18 protein-coding genes are annotated in these 21,210 nt (G+C 65.6%); 9 read left to right on the top strand and 9 right to left on the bottom strand.

Translation table 11 applies throughout. From position 1 onward, the window contains the following. Positions 1–125: 125 nt before the first annotated feature. From CAF92_RS06375 to gshB, 7 genes are all read right to left on the bottom strand, one after another. Positions 126–1,397 (bottom strand): dihydroorotase, encoded by a 1,272-nt coding sequence (locus CAF92_RS06375; RefSeq protein WP_046613441.1) that lies wholly within the window; start codon positions 1,395–1,397, stop codon positions 126–128. Further along, positions 1,394–2,398: an aspartate carbamoyltransferase catalytic subunit gene (locus CAF92_RS06370; protein WP_046613439.1), complete on the bottom strand. Its 1,005-nt coding sequence runs from the start codon at positions 2,396–2,398 to the stop codon at positions 1,394–1,396. The genes CAF92_RS06375 and CAF92_RS06370 overlap by 4 nt, the downstream gene beginning before the upstream one ends. Positions 2,399–2,410: 12 nt before the next feature. Continuing rightward, a complete protein-coding gene (gene pyrR, locus CAF92_RS06365; protein ID WP_025340908.1) occupies positions 2,411–2,929 on the bottom strand; it encodes a bifunctional pyr operon transcriptional regulator/uracil phosphoribosyltransferase PyrR in 519 nt (172 codons plus the stop codon). 49 nt (positions 2,930–2,978) lie between these two features. Beyond that, positions 2,979–3,416: a Holliday junction resolvase RuvX gene (ruvX, locus tag CAF92_RS06360; protein WP_013974530.1), complete on the bottom strand. Its 438-nt coding sequence runs from the start codon at positions 3,414–3,416 to the stop codon at positions 2,979–2,981. After that, positions 3,416–3,985 (bottom strand): YqgE/AlgH family protein, encoded by a 570-nt coding sequence (locus CAF92_RS06355; RefSeq protein WP_015272081.1) that lies wholly within the window; start codon positions 3,983–3,985, stop codon positions 3,416–3,418. Before CAF92_RS06355 ends, ruvX begins: the two co-directional genes overlap by 1 nt. Before the next feature lie 178 nt (positions 3,986–4,163). Further along, entirely contained in the window at positions 4,164–5,069 is a 906-nt protein-coding gene (locus CAF92_RS06350) for an energy transducer TonB (RefSeq protein WP_085599813.1), read from the bottom strand. A 91-nt stretch (positions 5,070–5,160) separates the two neighbouring features. After that, on the bottom strand, positions 5,161–6,114 hold the full coding sequence (gene gshB, locus CAF92_RS06345; RefSeq protein WP_046613437.1) for a glutathione synthase: 954 nt from the start codon (positions 6,112–6,114) through the stop codon (positions 5,161–5,163). A 297-nt stretch (positions 6,115–6,411) separates the two neighbouring features. On the opposite strand from gshB, the gene CAF92_RS06340 reads away from it, so the two are divergent. From CAF92_RS06340 to CAF92_RS06310, 7 genes are all read left to right on the top strand, one after another. Next, a complete protein-coding gene (locus CAF92_RS06340; RefSeq protein ID WP_003257770.1) occupies positions 6,412–6,813 on the top strand; it encodes a PleD family two-component system response regulator in 402 nt (133 codons plus the stop codon). Between the two features lie 47 nt (positions 6,814–6,860). After that, positions 6,861–7,226: a twitching motility response regulator PilH gene (gene pilH, locus CAF92_RS06335; protein ID WP_085599811.1), complete on the top strand. Its 366-nt coding sequence runs from the start codon at positions 6,861–6,863 to the stop codon at positions 7,224–7,226. Beyond that, a complete protein-coding gene (locus tag CAF92_RS06330) occupies positions 7,223–7,777 on the top strand; it encodes a chemotaxis protein CheW (protein ID WP_003257767.1) in 555 nt (184 codons plus the stop codon). The genes pilH and CAF92_RS06330 overlap by 4 nt, the downstream gene beginning before the upstream one ends. A gap of 11 nt (positions 7,778–7,788) precedes the next feature. Next, positions 7,789–9,843 carry a methyl-accepting chemotaxis protein gene (locus CAF92_RS06325; RefSeq protein ID WP_046613435.1) on the top strand — a complete coding sequence of 685 codons (2,055 nt, stop codon included), beginning with the start codon at positions 7,789–7,791 and terminating at the stop codon, positions 9,841–9,843. Between the two features lie 35 nt (positions 9,844–9,878). Beyond that, complete coding sequence (locus CAF92_RS06320) at positions 9,879–14,831, top strand: Hpt domain-containing protein (protein WP_085599809.1); 4,953 nt, start codon at positions 9,879–9,881, stop codon at positions 14,829–14,831. Then, positions 14,824–15,297 (top strand): chemotaxis protein CheW, encoded by a 474-nt coding sequence (locus CAF92_RS06315; protein WP_046613432.1) that lies wholly within the window; start codon positions 14,824–14,826, stop codon positions 15,295–15,297. Before CAF92_RS06320 ends, CAF92_RS06315 begins: the two co-directional genes overlap by 8 nt. 96 nt (positions 15,298–15,393) lie before the next feature. Continuing rightward, a complete protein-coding gene (locus CAF92_RS06310) occupies positions 15,394–16,011 on the top strand; it encodes a hemolysin III family protein (protein ID WP_013974522.1) in 618 nt (205 codons plus the stop codon). Here CAF92_RS06310 and CAF92_RS06305 read toward each other — a convergent pair whose 3' ends face one another. Both CAF92_RS06305 and CAF92_RS06300 read right to left on the bottom strand, forming a co-directional pair. Further along, entirely contained in the window at positions 16,012–16,731 is a 720-nt protein-coding gene (locus CAF92_RS06305; RefSeq protein ID WP_085599807.1) for a 16S rRNA (uracil(1498)-N(3))-methyltransferase, read from the bottom strand. A gap of 130 nt (positions 16,732–16,861) precedes the next feature. Then, complete coding sequence (locus CAF92_RS06300; protein WP_085599805.1) at positions 16,862–18,268, bottom strand: adenosylmethionine--8-amino-7-oxononanoate transaminase; 1,407 nt, start codon at positions 18,266–18,268, stop codon at positions 16,862–16,864. A 265-nt stretch (positions 18,269–18,533) separates the two neighbouring features. On the opposite strand from CAF92_RS06300, the gene CAF92_RS06295 reads away from it, so the two are divergent. Both CAF92_RS06295 and CAF92_RS06290 read left to right on the top strand, forming a co-directional pair. Further along, on the top strand, positions 18,534–20,396 hold the full coding sequence (locus tag CAF92_RS06295) for a flavin monoamine oxidase family protein (protein WP_085599803.1): 1,863 nt from the start codon (positions 18,534–18,536) through the stop codon (positions 20,394–20,396). Between the two features lie 249 nt (positions 20,397–20,645). Continuing rightward, positions 20,646–21,197 carry a cytochrome b gene (locus tag CAF92_RS06290; RefSeq protein ID WP_046613428.1) on the top strand — a complete coding sequence of 184 codons (552 nt, stop codon included), beginning with the start codon at positions 20,646–20,648 and terminating at the stop codon, positions 21,195–21,197. Positions 21,198–21,210: the final 13 nt, after the last annotated feature.

Below are 21,210 nucleotides of genomic sequence, written 5' to 3'. Positions count from 1 at the left end.
ATGTGGGAGCGGCCTTGCGTCGCGAAAGGGCCGCGCAGCGGCCCCAGGTTCTCGGCATCATGCATAGATTGCTGGGGCCGCTTTGCGGCCCTATCGCGATACAAGGCCGCTCCCACAGGGGTTACTCAGGCCTCGTGGCAGACATGCCCATCGACCAAGGTATAACGCACCGCACCCGGCAGGCAGTGGCCGATGAACGGGCAGTTCTCGCCGCGCGAGAACCACTGCTCGCCGGCCACGGTCGAGGCTTGCGGGTCGAACAGCACCAGGTCGGCCGCGCCACCCACTTTCAGCTCGCCGGCCGGCAGGCGCAGGGCCGCCGCCGGGCCGCTGCTCAGGCGGGCCAGCAAGGTTGGCAGGTCGAGCAGGCCGTCCTGCACCAGGGTCATGGCCAATGGCAACAGCAGCTCGACGCTGCTGATGCCCGGCTCGGTGGCGCCAAACGGGGCCAGCTTGGCGTCGCGCTCGTGCGGCTGGTGGTGGCTGGAAATCGCCTGGATCACCCCCGACTTCACCGCCTCGCGCAGGCCGTCGCGGTCGGCGGCGGTGCGCAGCGGCGGCTGCACGTGGTAGAGGCTGGAGAACTCGCGCAGCGATTCGTCGGTGAGAATCAGCTGATACAGCGCCACATCGGCGGTCACCGGCAGGCCCAGGGCCTGTGCCTGGGCGATCAGCCGCGCGCCGCGGGCGCTGGTGATCTGGGTGAAGTGCGCCCGCACGCCGGTCTGTTCCACCAGCAGCAGGTTGCGCGCCAGAGCCACGGTCTCGGCGGTTTCCGGGATGCCCGGCAGGCCGAGGAAGCTGGCCATGGCACCTTCGTGGGCCAGGCCACCGTGGGCCAGGTCGCGGTCCTGGGAGTGGAACACCACGGTCAGGTCGAAGGTGGCGGCGTATTCCAGGGCGCGGGCCAGGGTACGGTTGTTGGGGATTTCCTTCAGGCCATTGCCGAAGGCCACGCAGCCGGTGTCGCGCAGGGCCACCAGCTCGGCCAGTTGCTCGCCTTCCAGGCCCTTGGTCAAGGCGCCGATCGGGTAGACCTTGCTGTTGGCGGCCTCGCGGGCGCGGTCGAGGATCAGTTCGGCCACGGCCGAGGTGTCCAGCACCGGCTTGGTCTGCGGTGGGCAGCACAGGCTGGTGACACCGCCGGCGACGGCGGCGCGGGTTTCACTGGCGATGTTGCCTTTGCGGCTGTAGCCCGGCTCGCGCAGGGACACGCCAAGGTCGACCAGGCCGGGCGCGGCGACCAGGCCGTCAGCCTGGATCGTGCGGCTGGCGCTGAACCCGGCCGGTGCGGCGCCGATGGCGGCAACGCGGCCGCCGTCCAGGTGCAGGTCGGTGACCTGGTCCAGGCCGCTGTTGGGGTCGATGACCCGGGCGCCGAGAATACTGATGGTCACTGGGCGTTCTCCTGGTCGAATTGACGTTGCGCGTTCTGCCCGCTCATGGCCATGGACAGCACGGCCATGCGCACGGCGATACCGTAGGTGACCTGGTTGAGGATCACCGAGTGCTTGCCGTCGGCCACCGCCGACTCGATTTCCACGCCACGGTTGATCGGGCCCGGGTGCATGACGATGGCGTCGGGCTTGGCGCCGGCCAGGCGCGCGGTGGTCAGGCCGAACAGGCGGTAGAACTCGCCTTCGCTGGGCAGCAGGCCACCGGCCATGCGCTCACGCTGCAGGCGCAGCATGATCACCACATCGACGTCCTTCAGGCCTTCGGCAAGGTCGGTGTATACCTTCACACCATACTGCTCGATACCGATCGGGATCAGGGTTTTCGGGCCGACCACGCGAATGTCCGGGCAGCCCAGGGCTTTGAGCGCCAGCATGTCGGAGCGAGCCACGCGCGAGTGCAGGATGTCGCCGACGATGGCCACCGACAGGTTCTCGAAACTGCCCTTGTGGCGGCGGATGGTGAGCATGTCGAGCATGCCCTGGGTCGGGTGCGCATGCCGGCCGTCGCCGCCATTGATCACGGCAACTTCCGGGCACACGTGCTCGGCGATGAAGTGCGCGGCCCCGGAATCGGAGTGGCGCACCACGAACATGTCGGCGGCCATGGCTTCGAGGTTGCGCAGGGTGTCGAACAAGGTTTCGCCCTTGCTGGTCGAGGAGGTCGACACGTTCAGGCTGATCACGTCGGCCGACAGGCGCTGGGCCGCCAGTTCGAAGGTGGTACGGGTACGTGTGGAGTTCTCGAAGAACACGTTGCACACGGTCTTGCCGCGCAGCAACGGGACTTTCTTCACGGCCCGGGCACCGACTTCCAGGAAGGAGTCGGCAGTGTCGAGGATCTCGGTGAGCAGTTCGCGGGGCAAACCGTCGAGCGAGAGGAAGTGGCGCAGCTGGCCCTGATCATTGAGCTGCAGCGGGCGCTTGGCGTCGATTGGCGTCATCGCGGGGGACTCTTAAAGGGCGGAAGCGGAGGCGAGGTCCTGGCGCTCGAGGGCGAGCGGTGCGGGTCCGGTCAATTTTACCCGTTCATGGGCGGCCAGCGACAGGGTGGCGCCGAGTACATTCGGGCGGATTGGCAGTTCGCCGGCATCCAGGTCCAGCAGGCAGACCAGGGTGACGCTGGCCGGGCGGCCATAATCGAACAGTTCGTTGAGCGCGGCGCGCACCGTGCGGCCGCTCATCAGCACGTCATCCACCAGCACCAGGTGCTGGCCCTCGACCTCGAACGGCAGCTCGGACGGGCGCACTTGCGGGTGCAGGCCGTTCTGGCTGAAGTCGTCGCGATAGAACGACACATCCAGAGTGCCCATGGGGCTGGTGTCGCCCATGGCTTCCTGCAGGGCCTGGGCAACCCAGACGCCGCCGGTGCGGATGCCGATGTAGCGCGGTTCGGTAATTGCCCGGCGGGCCAGGTGGGCGCGAAGGTCGACGGCCATCTGCCGAATCAGTTCGGCTGGATCGGGTAGGCTCATTGCAGGCTCCTCGGAAGGGTGCGCCGGGCGGGCCCGGCGGCAAAGATGATCAGGTATTGGCCTCCAGCCAGCCTTGCAGCAACAGGGCGGCCGCGATGGCATCGACCGGGTTGTCGCGGTAGCTGCCGCGCTGGCCGCCACGGGCCATGCGCTCGCCCTTGGCCTCGAAGGTGGTCAGGCGTTCGTCGTGGGTGTGCACGGGCAGGTTGAAGCGGCCGTTCAGGCGGCGGGCGAACTTTTCTGCGCGGGCGCTCATTTCGCTGGGGGTGCCGTCCATGTTCAGCGGCAGGCCAACGACGATTGCGTCGGGCTTCCATTCGGCAATCAGCTTTTCCACCTGGGCCCAGTCCGGCACGCCGTTCTGTGCCTTCAGGGTGCAAAGCTCGCGGGCCTGGCCGGTGACCACCTGGCCGACGGCTACGCCGATCTGTTTGCTGCCGTAGTCGAAGCCCAGCAGCAGACGCAGTTCAGGGTGCAGTTCGGCCATCAGGCATGGCCCGCCTGGCTGGTCAGCAGGTTCAGGTTGATCCCCAGGCTGGCGGCGGCGGCTTCCAGGCGCAGGTCACTGGTCAGGCCGAAGATGATTTCCGGGTCGAACGGGCAGTTGAGCCAGGCGTTGTCGGCAAGCTCCGCTTCCAGTTGGCCCGCTTCCCAGCCGGCATAGCCCAGGGTGATCAGGCTCTGTTTCGGACCTACGCCGGCGGCGATGGCAAGCAATATATCCTGCGAAGTGGTCAGCGACAGCCCCTCCAGCGCCACGGTGGCCTGGAAACTGCATTCGCTGCTGTGCAGCACGAAGCCGCGGTCGGTCTGTACCGGGCCACCTTGGTAGATCGGCACCTGCAAGGTGCTGGCCGGTGGCATTTCGTCCGGGCGCAGCTGCTCGAGGATGTCGGCCAGGTTCAGCTCCTGCGGCCGGTTGACCACCAGACCCATGGCGCCATGGGCATTGTGCTCGACAATGTACGTGAGGGTCTGGGCGAAGTTCGGATCGGCCATGTGCGGCATGGCGATCAGGAACTGATGCTTGAGGTAGCTCGGCGTGAGGGTTTTCATGGGGGATAGTGTGGCGCCAGGTGGCGAGGCTGACAAGGTGCTCGGCATGGCTGTTTTGAGGCTGCTGTGCAGCCCATCGCCGCCAAGCCAGCTCCCACACCGATCGCATCGATCTCAAGCCATGTGCTATCCCTGTGGGAGCTGGCTTGCCGGCGATGGGGCGCAAAGCGGCCCTGATTCAGTTACTGGACAGACGGTCCCCACGGGCAAAGCGCCACGTGCGGATGATCTCCAGCCGGTCAAACTCGGCCAGGTCCCCGGTAAACGGCGCAAACGGCGCCGCCAGCCGCACGATGCGCTGCGCCGCCTGGTCCAGTACCGGTTGCCCGGACGACTCCAGCACCAGCACCTCGTACAGCGAGCCATCGCGGTTGATCGACACCATCATGCGCAGGTTGCCGTAGATTTGTTGCCGGCGCGCTTCGTCGGGGTAGTTCAGGTTGCCCACCCGCTCGACCTTCTTGCGCCACTCTTCCTTGTACCAGGCACCCTTGTCGCGCATGGTCGATGCAGCATTGAGCCGGTGGATGCGTGGGCGCTTGGCGTACATCTGTTGTTCGTTGGACAGCTCCGCCTCCAGGCTGGCGATCTGGCTGGACAACTGCGAGCTGTCGAAGTCCGGTGCCGGTGCTGCCGGCTTGGGCTGCGGCTTGCTTTCCCTGGGCTTGGGCTCGACCTTCTGTGGCTTGGGCGCCGTGGTCACTACCGCCGACTTCTGCGGGACAGGGGGCGGTACCACCTCGGGCTTCGCGGCGGGTGGCGGGGTGATCTTGTTGATCTTGCTGTCCTGGAACGGTGCCAGTTCGGTGGTCTTGGGCACCGCTTTCTTGTCTAGGGTGCCGCTGCCCTGCTGGTTGGCCTGGGCCTGGAAATCGGCCTTCTCCGGCGGTTTCTCGCTCTTGAAGGTGGCCAGGGTGATGTCCATGGTGTGGCGGATTTCGGCAGGCTTGACCACGCTGAAGCCGACGCCAAGGATCAGCGCCAGGTGCACCAGGGCGGCCAGGAACAGGGTAAAGCCGAGCCGGTCCACCGGGCGAACACGGGGGGGAAGCAGGTCGGCGGGGATGTCAGCGGGCAGCGTCATCAGGTTTCCAGCAACCGCAGGGCGGGGTAGCAGGCCAGGCCAAAAGGACCCGCATCATACCCCACTCTGGGTTGTTGCCGTGCGTCGGCGGTCAGCGCGCCTTCAGCTGGCGATCAATGGCATCCATCAATTTCCCGCCGATATCGGTGTTGTAGGCGGCATCGATCTCGCGGATGCAGGTGGGGCTGGTGACATTGATTTCGGTGAGGTAGTCGCCGATCACGTCCAGGCCCACGAACATCAGGCCCTTCTCGCGCAGGGTCGGGCCGACCTGGGCGGCGATCCAGCGGTCGCGGTCGGTCAGCGGGCGTGCCTCGCCACGGCCGCCGGCGGCCAGGTTGCCACGGGTCTCGCCGCTGGCCGGGATACGCGCCAGGCAGTAGTCCACCGGCTCGCCGTCGATCATCAGGATGCGCTTGTCGCCGTCGACGATCTGCGGCAGGTATTCCTGCGCCATGATCTGCTGGTTGCCGTGCTGGGTCAGGGTTTCCAGAATCACCGACAGGTTCGGGTCGTCCTTGCGGTGGCGGAACACCGAGGCGCCGCCCATGCCGTCCAGCGGCTTGAGGATCACGTCACCGCGGCTGTTGGCGAACTCGCGCAGGATGTCGACACGGCGGCTGACCAGAGTCGGCGCCATGCACTGCGGGAACTGGGTGGCGAACAGTTTTTCGTTGCAGTCGCGCAGGCTCTGCGGGCGGTTGACCACCAGCACGCCTTCGCGCTCGGCCTGCTCCAGCAGGTAGGTGCTGTAGACGAATTCCATGTCGAAGGGCGGGTCCTTGCGCATCAGGATCACGTCCAGCTCGGCCAGCGCGCTGTCCTGCTCATCGCCCAGCTCGAACCAGCGGGCCGGGTCGGCGAACACTTTCAGCGGGCGCATCTGCGCACGCGCCTGGCCGGCGCCCAGGTACATGTCGCGCTGTTCCATGTAGAACAGGCTCCAGCCGCGCGCCTGTGCGGCCAGCAACATGGCCAGCGAGCTGTCCTTCTTGTAGGAGATGGACGCGATGGGGTCCATGACAATGCCGAGGCGAACGCTCATGGGGTGGTTCCTCTTGGCGGCGCGTGGCCGCGATGGATCGAAAGAAAAGTGGCTCAGGGTGGCGCCGTGAGCGCCGCCGGTCAAGGGGCTCCGCAGATGGAACGGCCACCCGGAGTGTGCTAAAAATGCCAGTCATAGCGCTATACAACAGGCCTTTGCGGCTGCTGCGCAGCCCTATCGCGACGCAAGGCCGCTCCTACAGGAGATTGCGGTCCCTTGTAGGAGCGGCCTTGTGTCGCGATAGGGGCGCGAAGCGGCCCCAGGAATTCGGCATAAGCAGCGACGGTAGCCCAAGTGATGGAACAACCCCTGAAGGTGATGGTGATCGACGATTCGCGCACGATCCGCCGCACCGCGCAGATGTTGCTCGGTGAAGCGGGCTGCGAGGTGATCACCGCCAGTGATGGCTTCGATGCCCTGGCCAAGATCGTCGACCACCAGCCCAGCATCATCTTCGTCGATGTGTTGATGCCGCGCCTGGACGGCTACCAGACCTGCGCGGTAATCAAGCACAACAGTGCCTTCAAGGACACCCCGGTCATTCTGCTGTCGTCACGTGACGGCCTGTTCGACAAGGCCCGCGGCCGGGTGGTCGGCTCCGACCAGTTCCTGACCAAACCGTTCAGCAAGGAAGAACTGCTCGACGCGATCCGCGCCCACGTGCCCGGTTTTGCCGCAGCCCAACAACACGCACCCTGACCGAGCCCCGCCATGGCACGGTCTTTCTTTCCTGATGGGGAACCAGTATGGCCCGAGTTCTGATTGTCGACGACTCGCCGACAGAGATGTACCGATTGACCGAATGGCTGGAAAAGCACGGCTACCAGGTGCTCAAGGCCAACAACGGTGCCGATGGCGTGGCCCTGGCCAGGCAGGAAAGGCCCGACGCAGTGCTGATGGACATCGTCATGCCCGGCATGAACGGCTTCCAGGCCACCCGCCAGCTCAGCAAGGACCCGGAAACCAGCGCCATCCCGGTGATCGTGGTCACCACCAAGGACCAGGAAACCGACCGTATCTGGGCCACGCGCCAGGGCGCTCGTGACTTCCTGACCAAACCGGTGGAAGAGGACGCGTTGATCGCCAAGCTCAAAGAAGTGCTCGGGGCTTGACCACCCGCCCGCAGGGCGCGTCGCTGACCGCCTTCGAGTTGTTGCTGGACATTGACCGGCGCTGCCGCCTGCTGGTCGCCGACCAGCCGCCGCAGGACAACCGCCTGCAACAGTGGAGCGGCATCGGCTTTCGTATTGCCGGGCAATGGTTCGTCGCGCCCATGGGCGAGGTTGCCGAGGTGCTGCGCGAACCGCGCAGCAGCCGCGTGCCCGGCGTGCAGCCGTGGGTGTGCGGGGTAGCCAACCTGCGCGGCCGGCTGTTGCCGGTGATGGACCTGAGCAGCTTCTTCGGCCTGGGCCACGCCGCCCCGGGCAAGCAGCGGCGGGTGCTGGTGCTGGACCACGAGGACCTGTTCGTCGGCCTGCTGGTGGACGAGGTGCTGGGCCTGCAGCACTTTGCCCTCGACAGCCTGCAGCTGTCGCCACCACAGCCGCTGATCCGCGCCGCTGCACCTTTCGTGCAGGGGCACTTCCCGCGTGAACGCAACTGGGCGATCTTCAGCCCCTTCGCCCTGGCCCAGGCGCCGGGCTTTCTCGATGTGGCGTTATAGGACCTGCGAACGTGAACAAGCCTGTCACCCCCGTCACCACCGTGACCCCGCGTACCCGCAGCATCGCGCAGATCACCTTGTTGTTCCTGATCCTGATCCTGTCGATCATCCTGCTGTTCGCCAACTTTGCCTACCTGAATACCCAGTCCAACTACGACAAGCAGTACATCGGCCACGCCGGCGAACTGCGGGTGCTGTCGCAGCGCATCGCCAAGAACGCCACGGAAGCCGCCACCGGCAAGGCCCTGGCCTTCAAACTGCTGTCGGACGCGCGCAACGATTTCGAGCGGCGCTGGGGCTACCTGCGTGAAGGTGACAAGTCCACCGGCCTGCCACCCGCGCCGCCCACGGTGCGTGACGAGATGGAGGCGGTACGCCGCGACTGGGAAAACCTGCGCAAGAACACCGACACCATCCTGGCCAGCGAGCAGACGGTGCTGTCGCTGCACCAGGTGGCGGCGACCCTGGCCGAGACCGTGCCGCAGTTGCAGGTGGAATACGAGAAAGTGGTCGAAATCCTGCTGCAGAGCGGCGCCCCGGCCAGCCAGGTGGCGGTAGCCCAGCGTCAGCTGCTGCTGGCCGAACGCATTCTCGGCTCGGTCAACACCGTGCTGGCCGGTGACGACGCCGCGGCCCAGGCGGCCGACGCCTTCGGCCGCGATGCCGGGCGCTTCGGCCAGGTGCTCGAGGGCATGCTCAGTGGCAACGCGGCGATCCAGGTGACCCGTGTCGAAGACGCCGACGCTCGTGCGCGCCTGGCCGAAATTGCCGAGCTGTTCCAGTTCGTTGCCGGCTCGGTGGATGAAATCCTCGAAACCTCGCCGGAACTGTTCCGGGTGCGCGAGGCTGCCGGCAACATCTTCAGCCTGTCGCAAACCCTGCTCGACGAGGCCTCGCACCTGGCCAACGGTTTCGAAAACTTGGCCGGCGGGCGCACCCTCGACACTGTCGGCGGCTATGTGCTGGGCCTGCTGGCGCTGGCTTCGATCATCCTCATCGGCCTGGTGATGGTGCGCACCACCAACCGCCAGCTGCGTGAGACAGCGGAAAAGAACGAACGCAACCAGCAGGCGATCATGCGCCTGCTCGACGAAATCGAAGAGCTGGCTGACGGCGACCTGACCGTGACCGTATCGGTGACCGAAGACTTCACCGGCGCCATTGCCGATTCGATCAACTATTCCGTGGACCAACTGCGCGACCTGGTCGCCACCATCAACCACAGCGCCGTGCAGGTCGCTGCCGCCGTGCAGGACACACAGAACACTGCACGCCAGCTGGCCAAGGCCTCCGAACACCAGGCCGAGCAGATCAGCGAGGCATCCGAGGCGGTAGGCGACATGGTCGAGTCGATAGACCGGGTTTCGGCACACGCCTACGAGTCGGCCAAGGTGGCCGAACGCTCGGTGGCGATCGCCAACAAGGGCAACGAGGTGGTGCACAACACCATCAACGGCATGGACAACATTCGCGAGCAGATCCAGGACACCGCCAAACGCATCAAGCGCCTCGGTGAGTCTTCCCAGGAAATCGGCGATATCGTCAGCCTGATTGACGACATTGCCGACCAAACCAACATTCTCGCGCTCAACGCGGCGATTCAGGCCTCGTTGGCCGGCGAGGCTGGCCGTGGGTTCGCCGTGGTTGCCGACGAAGTGCAGCGCCTGGCCGAGCGCTCGTCGTCGGCCACCCGGCAGATCGAGGCGCTGGTGCGCACCATCCAGGCCGACACCAACGAGGCGGTCATTTCCATGGAGCAGACCACCGCCGAAGTGGTGCGCGGTGCCCGCCTGGCCCAGGATGCCGGGGTGGCGCTGGCCGAGATCGAAGGCGTATCGCAGAACCTCGCCGATCTTATCCACAGCATCTCCGATGCCGCCCAGCTGCAGACTTCGTCTGCCGGGCAGATATCCCACACCATGGCGGTCATCCAGCAGATTACCGCGCAGACCTCCGCCGGTTCCGGCGCCACCGCCGACAGCATCCGCCACCTGGCACGCATGGCCAGCGAGATGCGCCGTTCGGTGTCCGGATTCACCCTGCCGCCACCAGCAGAGCCCAAGTGAATGGTCCTGCTGAAGAGCCGCGCCGAGGAGTGCCCATGGCTGTAGCACCAGTAAGCCCCGAGCGCCACGACACGGTGGCGCTGGCCTGGACCAAGGCCGCCATCCTCGACTGCCTGGGCCAGGCGCGCCAGGCGCTGGAGCGCTTTGCCGGCGAGCCTGGCGACCTGTCGATGCTGGCATTCGTGGTCGACAACCTGCACCAGGTGCACGGCTGCCTGCGCATGCTCGAACTGCGCGGCGCCACGCGCCTGGCCGAAGAACTGGAACTGTTCGCCAAGGCCCTGGCCGATGGCCAGGTCAGCCCCCGCGGTGATTGCCTGGGCGCGTTGTTCCGCGGCCTGGAGCAATTGCCGTCGTACCTGGAGCGCCTGCGCGGCGCCCGCCACGACCTGCCTCTGGTGATGCTGCCGCTGCTCAACCAACTGCGTGCCTGCCGTGGCGAGGAGCCATTGGCCCAGGCCAGCCTGATCAGCGGCGCCGCCCAACGCTTTGCCGGTGCCGACGACCTGGCCAACCTCGACCTGTCGCTGGGCAACTGGCGCGAGCAGCTGCAGGCAGGGCCTGGCCGCGATGCCCTGCGCTCGGTGGTGACCGCGCTGTGCGACGACCTGATGCGCATCAAGGAGCGGCTGGACCAGTTCGTGCGTGGCGACCGCCAGAACAGCGAGCAGCTCGATGCACTGCTGGCGCCCCTGCGCCACGTGGCCGACACCCTGGCAGTGCTGGGCTTCCAGCAGCCACGCCGGGTGATCATCGACCAGGTGCTGGCGCTGCAGGCCCTGGCCCAGGGCGAGCGGGCCGTGGACGACGCGGTGTTGATGGATGTAGCAGGGGCCTTGCTGTACGTGGAGGCTACGCTCAACGGCATGGTCGGCCCGCTGGAGGAAAACGGCCAGGGCGGCCTGCCGGGCTCGGACCTGGCCGAGATCCGCCAACTGGTGTTGAACGAGTCGCTGAACGTACTGCAGCAGGCCAAGGATCTGATCGGCGATTGCCTGGAGTCCGGCTGGCCGCGGCAACGCCTGCAACCCTTGCCAGGGCTGTTGCAGCAGATTCGCGGTGCGCTGGCGATGTTGATGCTACCAGCCGTGGCCGAGCTGTTCGCCGGTTGCGCCAGCTATGTGCAGCGCTGGCTGCAGCACCTGGAGATGGAGCCGCCAGCCGATGAGCTGACGCACCTGGCCGAGGCCCTGAGCGCCGCCGAATGCTACCTGCAATGGCGGGTGGCGGACCCATTGGCGGATGGCCAGCCCTTCATCGACATGGCGCGCGCCAGCCTTGCGGCGCTGGGGGTGCACTGCGCGCTGGTCGAGGCCACCGCGGGCCGCGATGGCAGCGCTGATGGCATCGATGACGAGTTGCGTGAAGTGTTCCTCGACGAGGCCGGTGAGCTGCTGCCGGAAATCGAGCGCCACTGGCTGCGCTGGCGTGCCGACAACCAGCAGCGCGAGGCATTGGGAGAAGTGCGCCGTGCCTTGCATACGCTCAAGGGCAGCGGCCGCATGGTGCATGCCGAGGCGGTGGCCGAACTGGCCTGGGGCGCCGAACACCTGCTGAACCGGGTACTCGAGGGCCGCAGCGTGCTCGGCCCTGAAGGCGTTGTGGCCCTGCAGCAGGTATTCGTCTACCTGCCGGACCTGCTCGCCGACTTTGCCGCAGGCCAGTTACCGCAACTGACGGAAATCGAGGAGCTGGCCGGGCACCTGCATGCTCTGGCCGAAAACGATGCCCCGGTGGCAGCCGACATCGATGGTCTCGACCCGCAATTGCTCGACATTTTCCGTAGCGAGGCGCAGGGCCACCTGGCCAGCCTGGATGCTTTCCTGCAGGGCGCCGACGGCCACGATACGCAGGTCAGCGATGGCCTGCAGCGCGCCCTGCATACGCTCAAGGGCAGTGCCGCCATGGCCGGGGTGATGCCGGTCGCTGAACTGGCCACCGCCTTCGATCGCCTGGCACGTGAATACAAAGGCCACCAACTGCCTCTGCAAATGGCCGAGATCGAATGGCTGGAAGCTGCTCGCTCGCTGTTCCACCTGGGCCTGGCGCAACTCGATAGTACGCCGCTGGCGGCCATCCCTGGTGCCGCGGAGCTGATCGAGCAGGTTGGCCAGGCGGTGGACGCGCACTTGGCCAGCTTGCATGACGACTCGCAGCATCAGCGGCGCAGCAAGCGCGATCCGCAGTTGATTGCCAGTTTCCTGGCCCAGGCCATGGATATCCTGCTGGATGCCGAATCGTTGCTGTCGCGCTGGCAGGAACAGCCCGGCCAGCGCGATGCGCTGGACACGCTGCTCGACGAACTGACCACCTTGGGCCACGCAGCACACTCGGCCGACCTGTGGCAGATGGATGACGTGTGCGAGGCCTTGCTCGACCTGTACGGCGCCGTGGAGGAGGGCAGCCTGCCCGCCGATGCGCGTTTCTTCGCCCACGTGCAACGGGCCCATGAGGCCCTGCTGGACATGCTCGACGAAGTGGCGGCCGGGCAGGACATCCCACCAAGGCCGGAGCTGGTCGACAGCCTGCGCCACCTGCTGGGCCAGGCCCTGGCTCCGGAGGCTACCGGCCTGGTGGGCATCGACACGGTCACGCCGCTGCACCCGGACATGGACCTGGCCGATACCCTTGGCCTGGGGCCGGCGCACCACCCTTTGCTGCCTGCTGTGGCCGAGCCGCTGATCGAAGAGCCGGAAAGCCCAGGCGAAGAGCTGCTGGAAGTCTTCCTCGAAGAAAGCTCGGACATCGTCGAGAGTGCCGCCGCAGCACTGGCGCGTTGGCAGGCCGACCCGCGCAACAGTGTGGAGGTGGACAACCTGATGCGCGACCTGCACACCCTCAAGGGTGTGGCGCGCATGGTCGAAATTGCGCCGATCGGCGACCTGGCCCACGAGCTGGAGTTTCTCTACGAGCTGCTGGCCGCTGGCCGTATGCCGCCTAGCGCACCATTGTTCGCCTTGCTGCAGAACTGCCATGACCGCCTGGCGCACATGCTCGATGCCGTGCGCCTGGGGCAGCCGTTGCATGCCGCCACCGCGCTGATCGACTACATCCGCAACTTCAGCTTCTCGGCCCTGGCCGATAGCGCCGCCGGCCAGGGGGCGGTCGAGGCCGCGACCAGTGAGGCGCCGGCGGTGGCACCGGAGCGGGCGCCGGGCGACATGGTCAAGGTCGATGCCGAGCTGCTCGACGACCTGGGCAACCTGGCCGGTGAGCACTCGATCATCCGTGGGCGCATCGAGCAGCAGGTCAACGATGCGCAGTTCACCCTCAACGAGATGGAAACCACCCTCGAGCGCATGCGCGACCAGTTGCTGCGCCTGGACATCGAGACCCAAGGGCGGATATCCAGCCGGCAGCAGTTCGAAGGTGATGCGTATGACGACTTCGACCCGCTGGAAATGGACCGCCACTCGCAACTGCAGCAGCTGTCGCGGGCCCTGTTCGAGTCCGCCTCGGATTTGCTGGACCTCAAGGAAACCCTGGCACAGCGCGCCCAGGAGGCCTACAGCCTGCTGCAGCAGCAGGCGCGGGTGAACAGCCAGTTGCAGGAAGGCCTGACCGCCACCCTGATGGTGCCCTTCGAGCGCCTGGTGCCGCGCTTGCAGCGTGTGGTACGGCAGGTGGCCAGCGAGCTGGGCAAGCAGGTGGAGCTGGTGGTCGGCAATGCCGAGGGCGAACTGGACCGCAGCGTGCTCGAACGTATGGTGGCGCCGCTGGAGCACATGCTGCGCAACGCCGTCGACCATGGCCTGGAAAGCCGCGAAATGCGCCTGGCCGCCGGCAAGCCGGAGCAGGGCACCATTCACCTGAATCTGCTGCACGAAGGCGCGGACATCGTAATCGAAATGACCGACGACGGTGCCGGCGTGCCACTGGAAGCGGTGCGCCGCAAGGCCATCAAACGCGGCCTGCTGGACCCGCAGGCGCAACTGAGCGATCACGAAATCCTCCAGTTCATCTTGCGCCCGGGCTTTTCCACTGCCGAGAAGATCACCCAGATCTCCGGGCGTGGCCTGGGCATGGACGTGGTACATGAGGAGGTCAAGCAACTGGGCGGCTCGATGAGTATCGAGTCGGCCCAGGGCAAGGGCGCGCGCTTCCTGATCCGCCTGCCGTTCACCGTGTCGGTCAACCGTGCGCTGATGGTGCATCTGGGCGAAGAGCAGTACGCCATTCCGCTGAACACCATCGAGGGCATCGTCCGCGTGCCGCCGGCCGAACTGGCGGCGTGCTACCAGCTGGATGCCCCGCGTTATGTGTACGCCGGCCACGAATACGAGCTGCGCTACCTGGGTGAACTGCTGCAGGGCATGCCACGCCCGGCATTGCTCGGGCAGAGCGTGCCGCTGCCGGTGTTGCTGGTGCATTCCCAGGAGCAATCGTTCGCCATCCAGGCCGACAGCCTGTCGCCCAGCCGCGAGATCGTGGTGAAGAGCCTGGGGCCGCAGTTTGCCGCGGTTGCCGGGTTGTCGGGGGCGACGCTGCTGGGCGATGGCCGGGTGGTATTGATTCTCGACCTGCTGGGCCAGTTGCGTGGCCAGCAGCGGCGCCTGGCGCGCCTGCCGGGCGATGGTGCGGCCCGGCGCCAAGTGTTCGGCCCGGCGCCACGGCGGGCGTTGCTGGTAATGGTGGTGGACGATTCGGTGACCGTGCGCAAGGTCACCAGCCGCCTGCTGGAACGGCACGGCATGAGCGTGCTGACGGCCAAGGACGGGGTTGATGCCATGGCCCTGTTGGAAGAGCACCGCCCCGATGTGCTGCTGCTGGACATCGAGATGCCGCGCATGGACGGCTTCGAGGTGGCCACACGCATCCGCCGTGACGAGCGGCTGAAAGACTTGCCGATCATCATGATCACCTCGCGCACCGGGCAGAAGCACCGCGACCGAGCGATGGCCATCGGCGTCAACGAATACCTGGGCAAGCCTTATCAGGAGTCGGTCCTGTTGCAGAGCATTGCCCACTGGAGCCAGACCCATGCTTGAACTGATCGCCGGCCAGCGCAGCAGCCTGACCGGGCTATTGCTGCCGTTGGGCGACCGTACCTTGGTGTTGCCCAACGTGGCGGTGGCCGAACTGAGTGGCCAGCGCAACCTAGTGTGTCAACGCGGCGAGCCGGCCTGGCACCTGGGCTGGATCGACTGGCGCCAGCAGCGCCTGCCGCTGATCGGCTTCGAAGCCGCGTGCGGTGGCGAGACACCCTGCGGCGAGCGGGCCCGCGTGGTGGTGCTCAATGCCCTGGGTGATACCGGCCTGCGCTACCTGGCGTTGTTGCTGCAAGACATACCGCGCTCGTGCAAGCTCGACAGCCAACTGAACTACGTGGACGTGGCGCTGGGCCGGCTGGAGCTGGCGGCAGTGCAGGTGGGCGAGCAAGTGGCGCGGGTGCCGGACCTGGTCGGGCTGGAACGGCTGGTGCGTGACGCGGAACTGCAACCTGACTTTGGGTAGGATGTAAGCCATAGGGCCTCTTCGCGGGTTCACCCGCGAAGAGGCCGGAACAGAGCGACGCAGGAACCCAGCCCACCTCAGGAGGTCTGTGTTTGCATGTACTACGGTGAACGCTTCAACGCCTGGACCCACCTGGTCGGTGCCGTCCTGGCCTGTATCGGTGCCATCTGGCTGATCGTGGTCGCGGGCCTGCAGGGCGACCCGTGGAAGATCGTCAGTTTCTCCATCTACGGCAGCACATTGTTGTTGCTGTACAGCATTTCTACCCTGTACCACAGCACTCGCGGGCGGGCGAAGGTGATCATGCGCAAGCTCGATCACCTGTCGATCTACCTGCTGATCGCCGGCAGCTACACGCCATTCTGCCTGGTCAGCCTGCGCGGCCCCTGGGGCTGGAGCCTGTTCGGGGTGGTCTGGGGGCTGGCGGTGATCGGCATGCTGCAGGAGATCAAGCCGCGATCCGAGGCGCGCATCCTGTCGATCATCATCTATGCGGTGATGGGCTGGATCGTGCTGGTGGCGGTCAAGCCATTGCTGCACTCGCTCGGCAGCGCAGGCTTTGCCTGGTTGGCCGCCGGCGGGGTGTTCTATACCGTCGGCATCATCTTCTTCGCCTTCGACAGCCGCTTCCGCCACTGGCATGGCATCTGGCATCTGTTCGTGATCGCCGGCAGCCTCATGCACTTCGTGGCGGTGTCGTTCTACGTGCGTTAGTTAAAAGTCGCCCCACAGTTGCTGCGCCACCGACAATGCCACCACCGGTGCGGTTTCGGTGCGCAGCACGCGTGGGCCCAGGCGTGCTGCATGGAAGCCGGCAGCCTTGGCCTGGTCGACCTCCGCCTCGCTCAGGCCGCCCTCGGGGCCGATGAGGAAGGCCAGGGTAGCAGGCTTGGCGTGGCTGGTGAGCGGTTCGGCCACCGGGTGCAGGACCAGTTTCAGGTCGGCCTTGGCGGTGTTCAGCCATTCAGCCAGGGTCACTGGCGGGTGGATGACCGGCAAGGTCGAGCGGCCGCATTGTTCACAGGCGCTGATCGCCACCTGGCGCCAGTGGGCCAGGCGCTTGTCGGCGCGCTCGTCCTTCAGCCGCACTTCGCAGCGTTCGCTCACGATCGGGGTGATTTCGTTGGCGCCCAGTTCGGTGGCTTTCTGGACTGCCCAGTCCATGCGCTCGCCACGGGACAGGCCTTGGCCGAGGTGCACGTGCAGTGGTGAATCGGCTTGGCCAGCGAGGGCCTGGTCGAGGCTGACGCGCACGGCTTTCTTGCCCACTTCGAGCAACTGGCCGCGGTATTCCTGGCCACTGCCGTCGAACAACTGCACGGGGTCGCCGGGTGCCATGCGCAATACGCGGCCGATGTAGTGGGCCTGGGCTTCGGGCAGGTCGTGCTCGCCAAGGCTCAGGGGGGCGTCGATGAAAAAGCGGGACAGTCTCATGGTTCAGCTCGGACGAAAAGGGGACATGTGACCCTGTGGGAGCGGGTTTACCCGCGAATGCGGCGGTGAGTCCACTATCGCATTCGCGGGTGAACCCGCTCCCACAGGGTTAGGCGGCAGGCTGTAGGACCTAGCCCGGGTCGCGGAAGTCGGGGTGGAAGTTGGCTGGTACGGCCACGCTGACGCTGTCGCGGGTGGCAATGTCGATGCCTTCGCTGGCCACTTCTGCCAGGAAGTCGATTTGCTCCGGCGTAATCACATAGGGCGGCAGGAAGTACACCACGCTGCCCAGCGGGCGCAGCAGGGCGCCACGCGTCAGGGCATGCTCGAACACTTTAAGGCCACGGCGCTCCTGCCACGGGTAGGCGACCTTGCCGGCCTTGTCCTGGACCATTTCGATGGCCAGAGCCATGCCGGTCTGACGAATCTCGGCCACATGCTCGTGGTCGGCCAGGTGCGCGGTGGCGCTGGCCATGCGGGTGGCCAGGGCCTTGTTGGCCTCGATCACGTTGTCCTGCTCGAAGATGTCCAGGGTCGCCAGCGCTGCGGCGCAGGCCAGCGGGTTGCCGGTGTAGCTGTGCGAGTGGAGGAATGCGCGCAGGGTCGGGTAGTCGTCGTAGAACGCCTGATACACCTTGTCGGTGGTCAGGCAGGCAGCCAGTGGCAGGTAACCACCGGTCAGGGCCTTGGACAGGCACAGGAAGTCCGGGCGGATGCTGGCCTGTTCACAGGCGAACATGGTGCCTGTGCGGCCGAAGCCCACGGCGATTTCGTCGTGGATCAGGTGCACGTCGTAGCGGTCGCAGGCCTCGCGCAGCAGCTTGAGGTACACCGGGTGGTACATGCGCATGCCGCCGGCACCCTGGATCAGCGGTTCGACGATCACCGCGCTGATCGAGGCGTGGTGCTCGGCCAGGGTCTGTTCCATGGCCTGGAACATGGTGCGCGAGTGCTCTTCCCAGCTCGTGCCCTCGGGGCGCAGGTAGCAGTCGGGGCTGGGCACCTTGAGGGTGTCGAGCAGCAACGCCTTGTAGGTTTCGGTGAACAGCGGCACATCACCGACCGACATGGCGGCGATGGTTTCGCCGTGGTAGCTGTTGGTCAGGGTGACGAAGCGCTTCTTGCCCGGTTTGCCGACGTTCTGCCAGTAGTGGAAGCTCATCTTCAGCGCCACTTCGATACATGACGAACCGTTGTCGGCATAGAACACCCGGTCGAGGCCAGCCGGAGTCATGGCTACAAGGCGCTCGGACAGCTCGATCACCGGTTGGTGGCTGAAGCCGGCCAGGATCACGTGCTCCAGCTGGTCGACCTGGTCCTTGATGCGCTGGTTGATTCGCGGGTTGGCATGGCCAAACACGTTGACCCACCAACTGCTCACCGCATCCAGGTAGCGCTTGCCTTCGAAGTCTTCCAGCCACACGCCTTCGCCGCGCCTGATCGGGATCAGCGGCAGCTGCTCGTGGTCTTTCATCTGGGTGCAGGGGTGCCACAGGACCTTGAGGTCGCGTTGCATCCACTGATCATTGAGGCCCATGGGCACTTCTCCTGGCTTTGCGGCTTGGTTCGACCGCGTAAGCCTAAGCAATGCCGCAGGGCAGGACAACCGCTGCTGTTCACCGGGTTGCCAGCTTCGCTTGCTACCGTGCCGAATCGTCGCAGGCAAAATTGTCAGTGGCCAAAAGGACTTGATGTCACTGCGCTGGCAGGGTCCGCAGACCTGACGTATTCTTAACGCATCTCTCCCGGGGCATTCCTGCCTCTCCCCGTTTCTGTAACCCCCTGACTCGGAGTTCGCCGACATGGCTGCTGCTTGGGTGCGCCTGTGCGCGTTGGTATTGATTGGTGTGTCCAGCGGCGCCGCGCTGGCAAAGGACAAGACACCTTCGGCGATCGTCGTGGGTGGCGGCCTGGCGGGCCTGACCGCCGCTTATGAGCTGCAGAACAAAGGCTGGCAGGTTACGCTGCTGGAAGCCAAACCGGGCATGGGCGGGCGCTCGGGCCTGGCCACCAGCGAGTGGATCGGCAACGCCAAGGCGCAGCCGGTGCTCAACCAGTACCTTGACCGTTTCAAACTTGAAACACTGCCGGCACCGGAGTTCGTACGTACCCCCGGTTACCTGATCGACGGCGAGTACTTCAGCGCCACCGACCTGGCAACCAAGCAGCCGGCTACTGCCGATGCGCTCAAACGTTACGAGAAAACCCTCGATGACCTGGCCCGTTCGATTGATGACCCGCTGAACCCGCAAGCCAACAGCACGCTGTTCGCCCTCGACCAGATCAACGTTTCCACCTGGCTGGACAAGCTGCAACTGCCGGCCACCGCCCGTCAGTTGGTGAACCAGCAGATCCGTACCCGCTACGATGAGCCATCGCGCCTGTCGCTGTTGTACTTCGCTCAGCAGAACCGCGTGTATCGCGGCGTCAGCGACCGTGACCTGCGTGCCGCTCGCCTGCCCGGCGGCAGCCCGGTGCTGGCCCAGGCTTTCGTCAAGCAACTGAAGACCATCAAGACCAGTTCGCCGGTGACCTCCATCGTCCAGGACAAGGACGGCGTCACGGTCAAGGTCGGCAGTGTCGGCTACCAGGCCGATTACCTGGTCATGGCCGTGCCCCTGCGTGCCCTGGCCAAGATCCAGATGACCCCGGGCCTGGACAGCCAGCACCTGGCGGCATTGAAGGGCACCAACTATGGCTGGCGTGACCAGCTGATGCTCAAGTTCAAGAAGCCGGTGTGGGAAAGCCGCGCGCGGATGTCGGGCGAAATCTTCAGTAACGCTGGCTTGGGCATGCTGTGGATCGAACCTGCGCTCAAGGGTGGCGCCAACGTGGTGATCAACCTGTCGGGTGACAACGCTCGCCTGCTTCAGGCGTTCGGCGACAAGCAGATGGTCGACCAGGTGCTGATCCGCCTGCATGCGTTCTACCCACAGGCCCGTGGCTCGTTCACAGGCTACGAGGTCAAGCGCTACAGCACCGACGCCGGTACCGGCGGCGCCTACCTGGCCTATGGCCCGGGCCAGATCAGCAAGTACTGGCGCCTGTGGGAGCGCCCGGTGCAGCGCATCACCTTTGCTGGTGAGCATACTGACGCCCTCTACCCAGGCACTCTGGAGGGCGCGCTGCGCAGCGGCCAGCGCGCGGCCAACCAGGTGCAGGACCTGCTGGCCGGCAGGTCGTTCGACCCGGCCAAGGCGGCGCCGGTGGCGGCGGCAGCAGCTGCAGGCGCCGTGGCGGCCAAGGAGAGCAAGGGTGGGTTCTTCTCCAACCTGTTTGGCGGCTCTTCCAGCAAGGGCGACAAGGTTGAAAAGGCCCCGGCCAAAGCTGAGCCGAAGGCGGTCGATGAGGCCAAGCAGGACAAGCCGGGCTTCTTCAAGCGCCTGTTCGGCGGGGCCGACAAGCCTGAGATAAAGGCCGAGCCGATTGCCAAGGCCGAGGAAGTGGCGCCGGCACCTGTGCCTGCGCCGCAAGCACCGGCCCCGGTTGCACCAGCACCTGTGGTCAAGGAAGCGGCGGCCAAGCCTGCTGCTACCAAGGCTGCACCTGGCAAGCATGCACCGGCGCACAAACCGGCCCACAAGCCTGCCGAGACCAAGAAGGCAACTGCCAAGTCCGAGCCTGCCAGGAAAGCTGTAGCCAATACCCAGGCCAAAGCGGGTTGATTTATTGCCAGCCTCTTCGCAGCACCAGGCTGCTCCTACAAGTACTGCGCTGTCCTGTAGGAGCAGCCTTGTGCTGCGAAGGGTCGGCACTGGCAACCGCCGATTACCCAACTATCGTTAATGTTTCCTTAATGGGAAACCCACACAATAAATATCGGATTTCTCGATAATCCAAAGCAATTTTTTCCGCTTTTCTTCGATACGTTACGCGTTAGTCTGTGCACAGCTTTCACGGGGAAACACGTCAACATGCAACTGCGCAATTCACCTTCTCGCTACGGCGTGGTCAGCATTGTCCTGCACTGGGGCGTGGCTCTGGCTGTCTTCGGCCTGTTCGGCCTGGGCCTGTGGATGGTCGGCCTCGACTATTACAGCCCTTGGCGCAAGGCCGGCCCGGACCTGCACAAGAGCATCGGCCTGCTGCTGCTGGCGGTGATGCTGCTGCGGGTGGTCTGGCGCTTCATCAGCCCGCCACCACCTGCACTGGCCAACCATGGCGCACTCACCCGCCTGGCAGCCAAGTTGGGCCACCTGGCCCTGTACTTGGGGTTGTTCGCGGTAATGATCGCCGGTTACCTGATTTCTACCGCCGACGGTGTCGGCATTCCGGTCTTCGGCCTGTTCGAAGTGCCGGCACTGGTCAGCGACCTGCCCGACCAGGCAGACCTGGCTGGCGTGATTCATCTCTGGCTGGCCTGGGGCTTGGTGATTTTTGCCGTGCTGCATGGCCTGGCAGCGCTAAAGCACCATTTCATCGACCGTGACGCGACCCTGACCCGCATGCTGGGCCGCAAAGCTTGACTCTCAACCTCAA

This window comes from Pseudomonas sp. B10(2017) (genome assembly GCF_002113295.1).
GTDB classification, from domain to species: domain Bacteria; phylum Pseudomonadota; class Gammaproteobacteria; order Pseudomonadales; family Pseudomonadaceae; genus Aquipseudomonas; species Aquipseudomonas pudica.
This window is presented reverse-complemented; position numbering and strand designations above follow the sequence as displayed.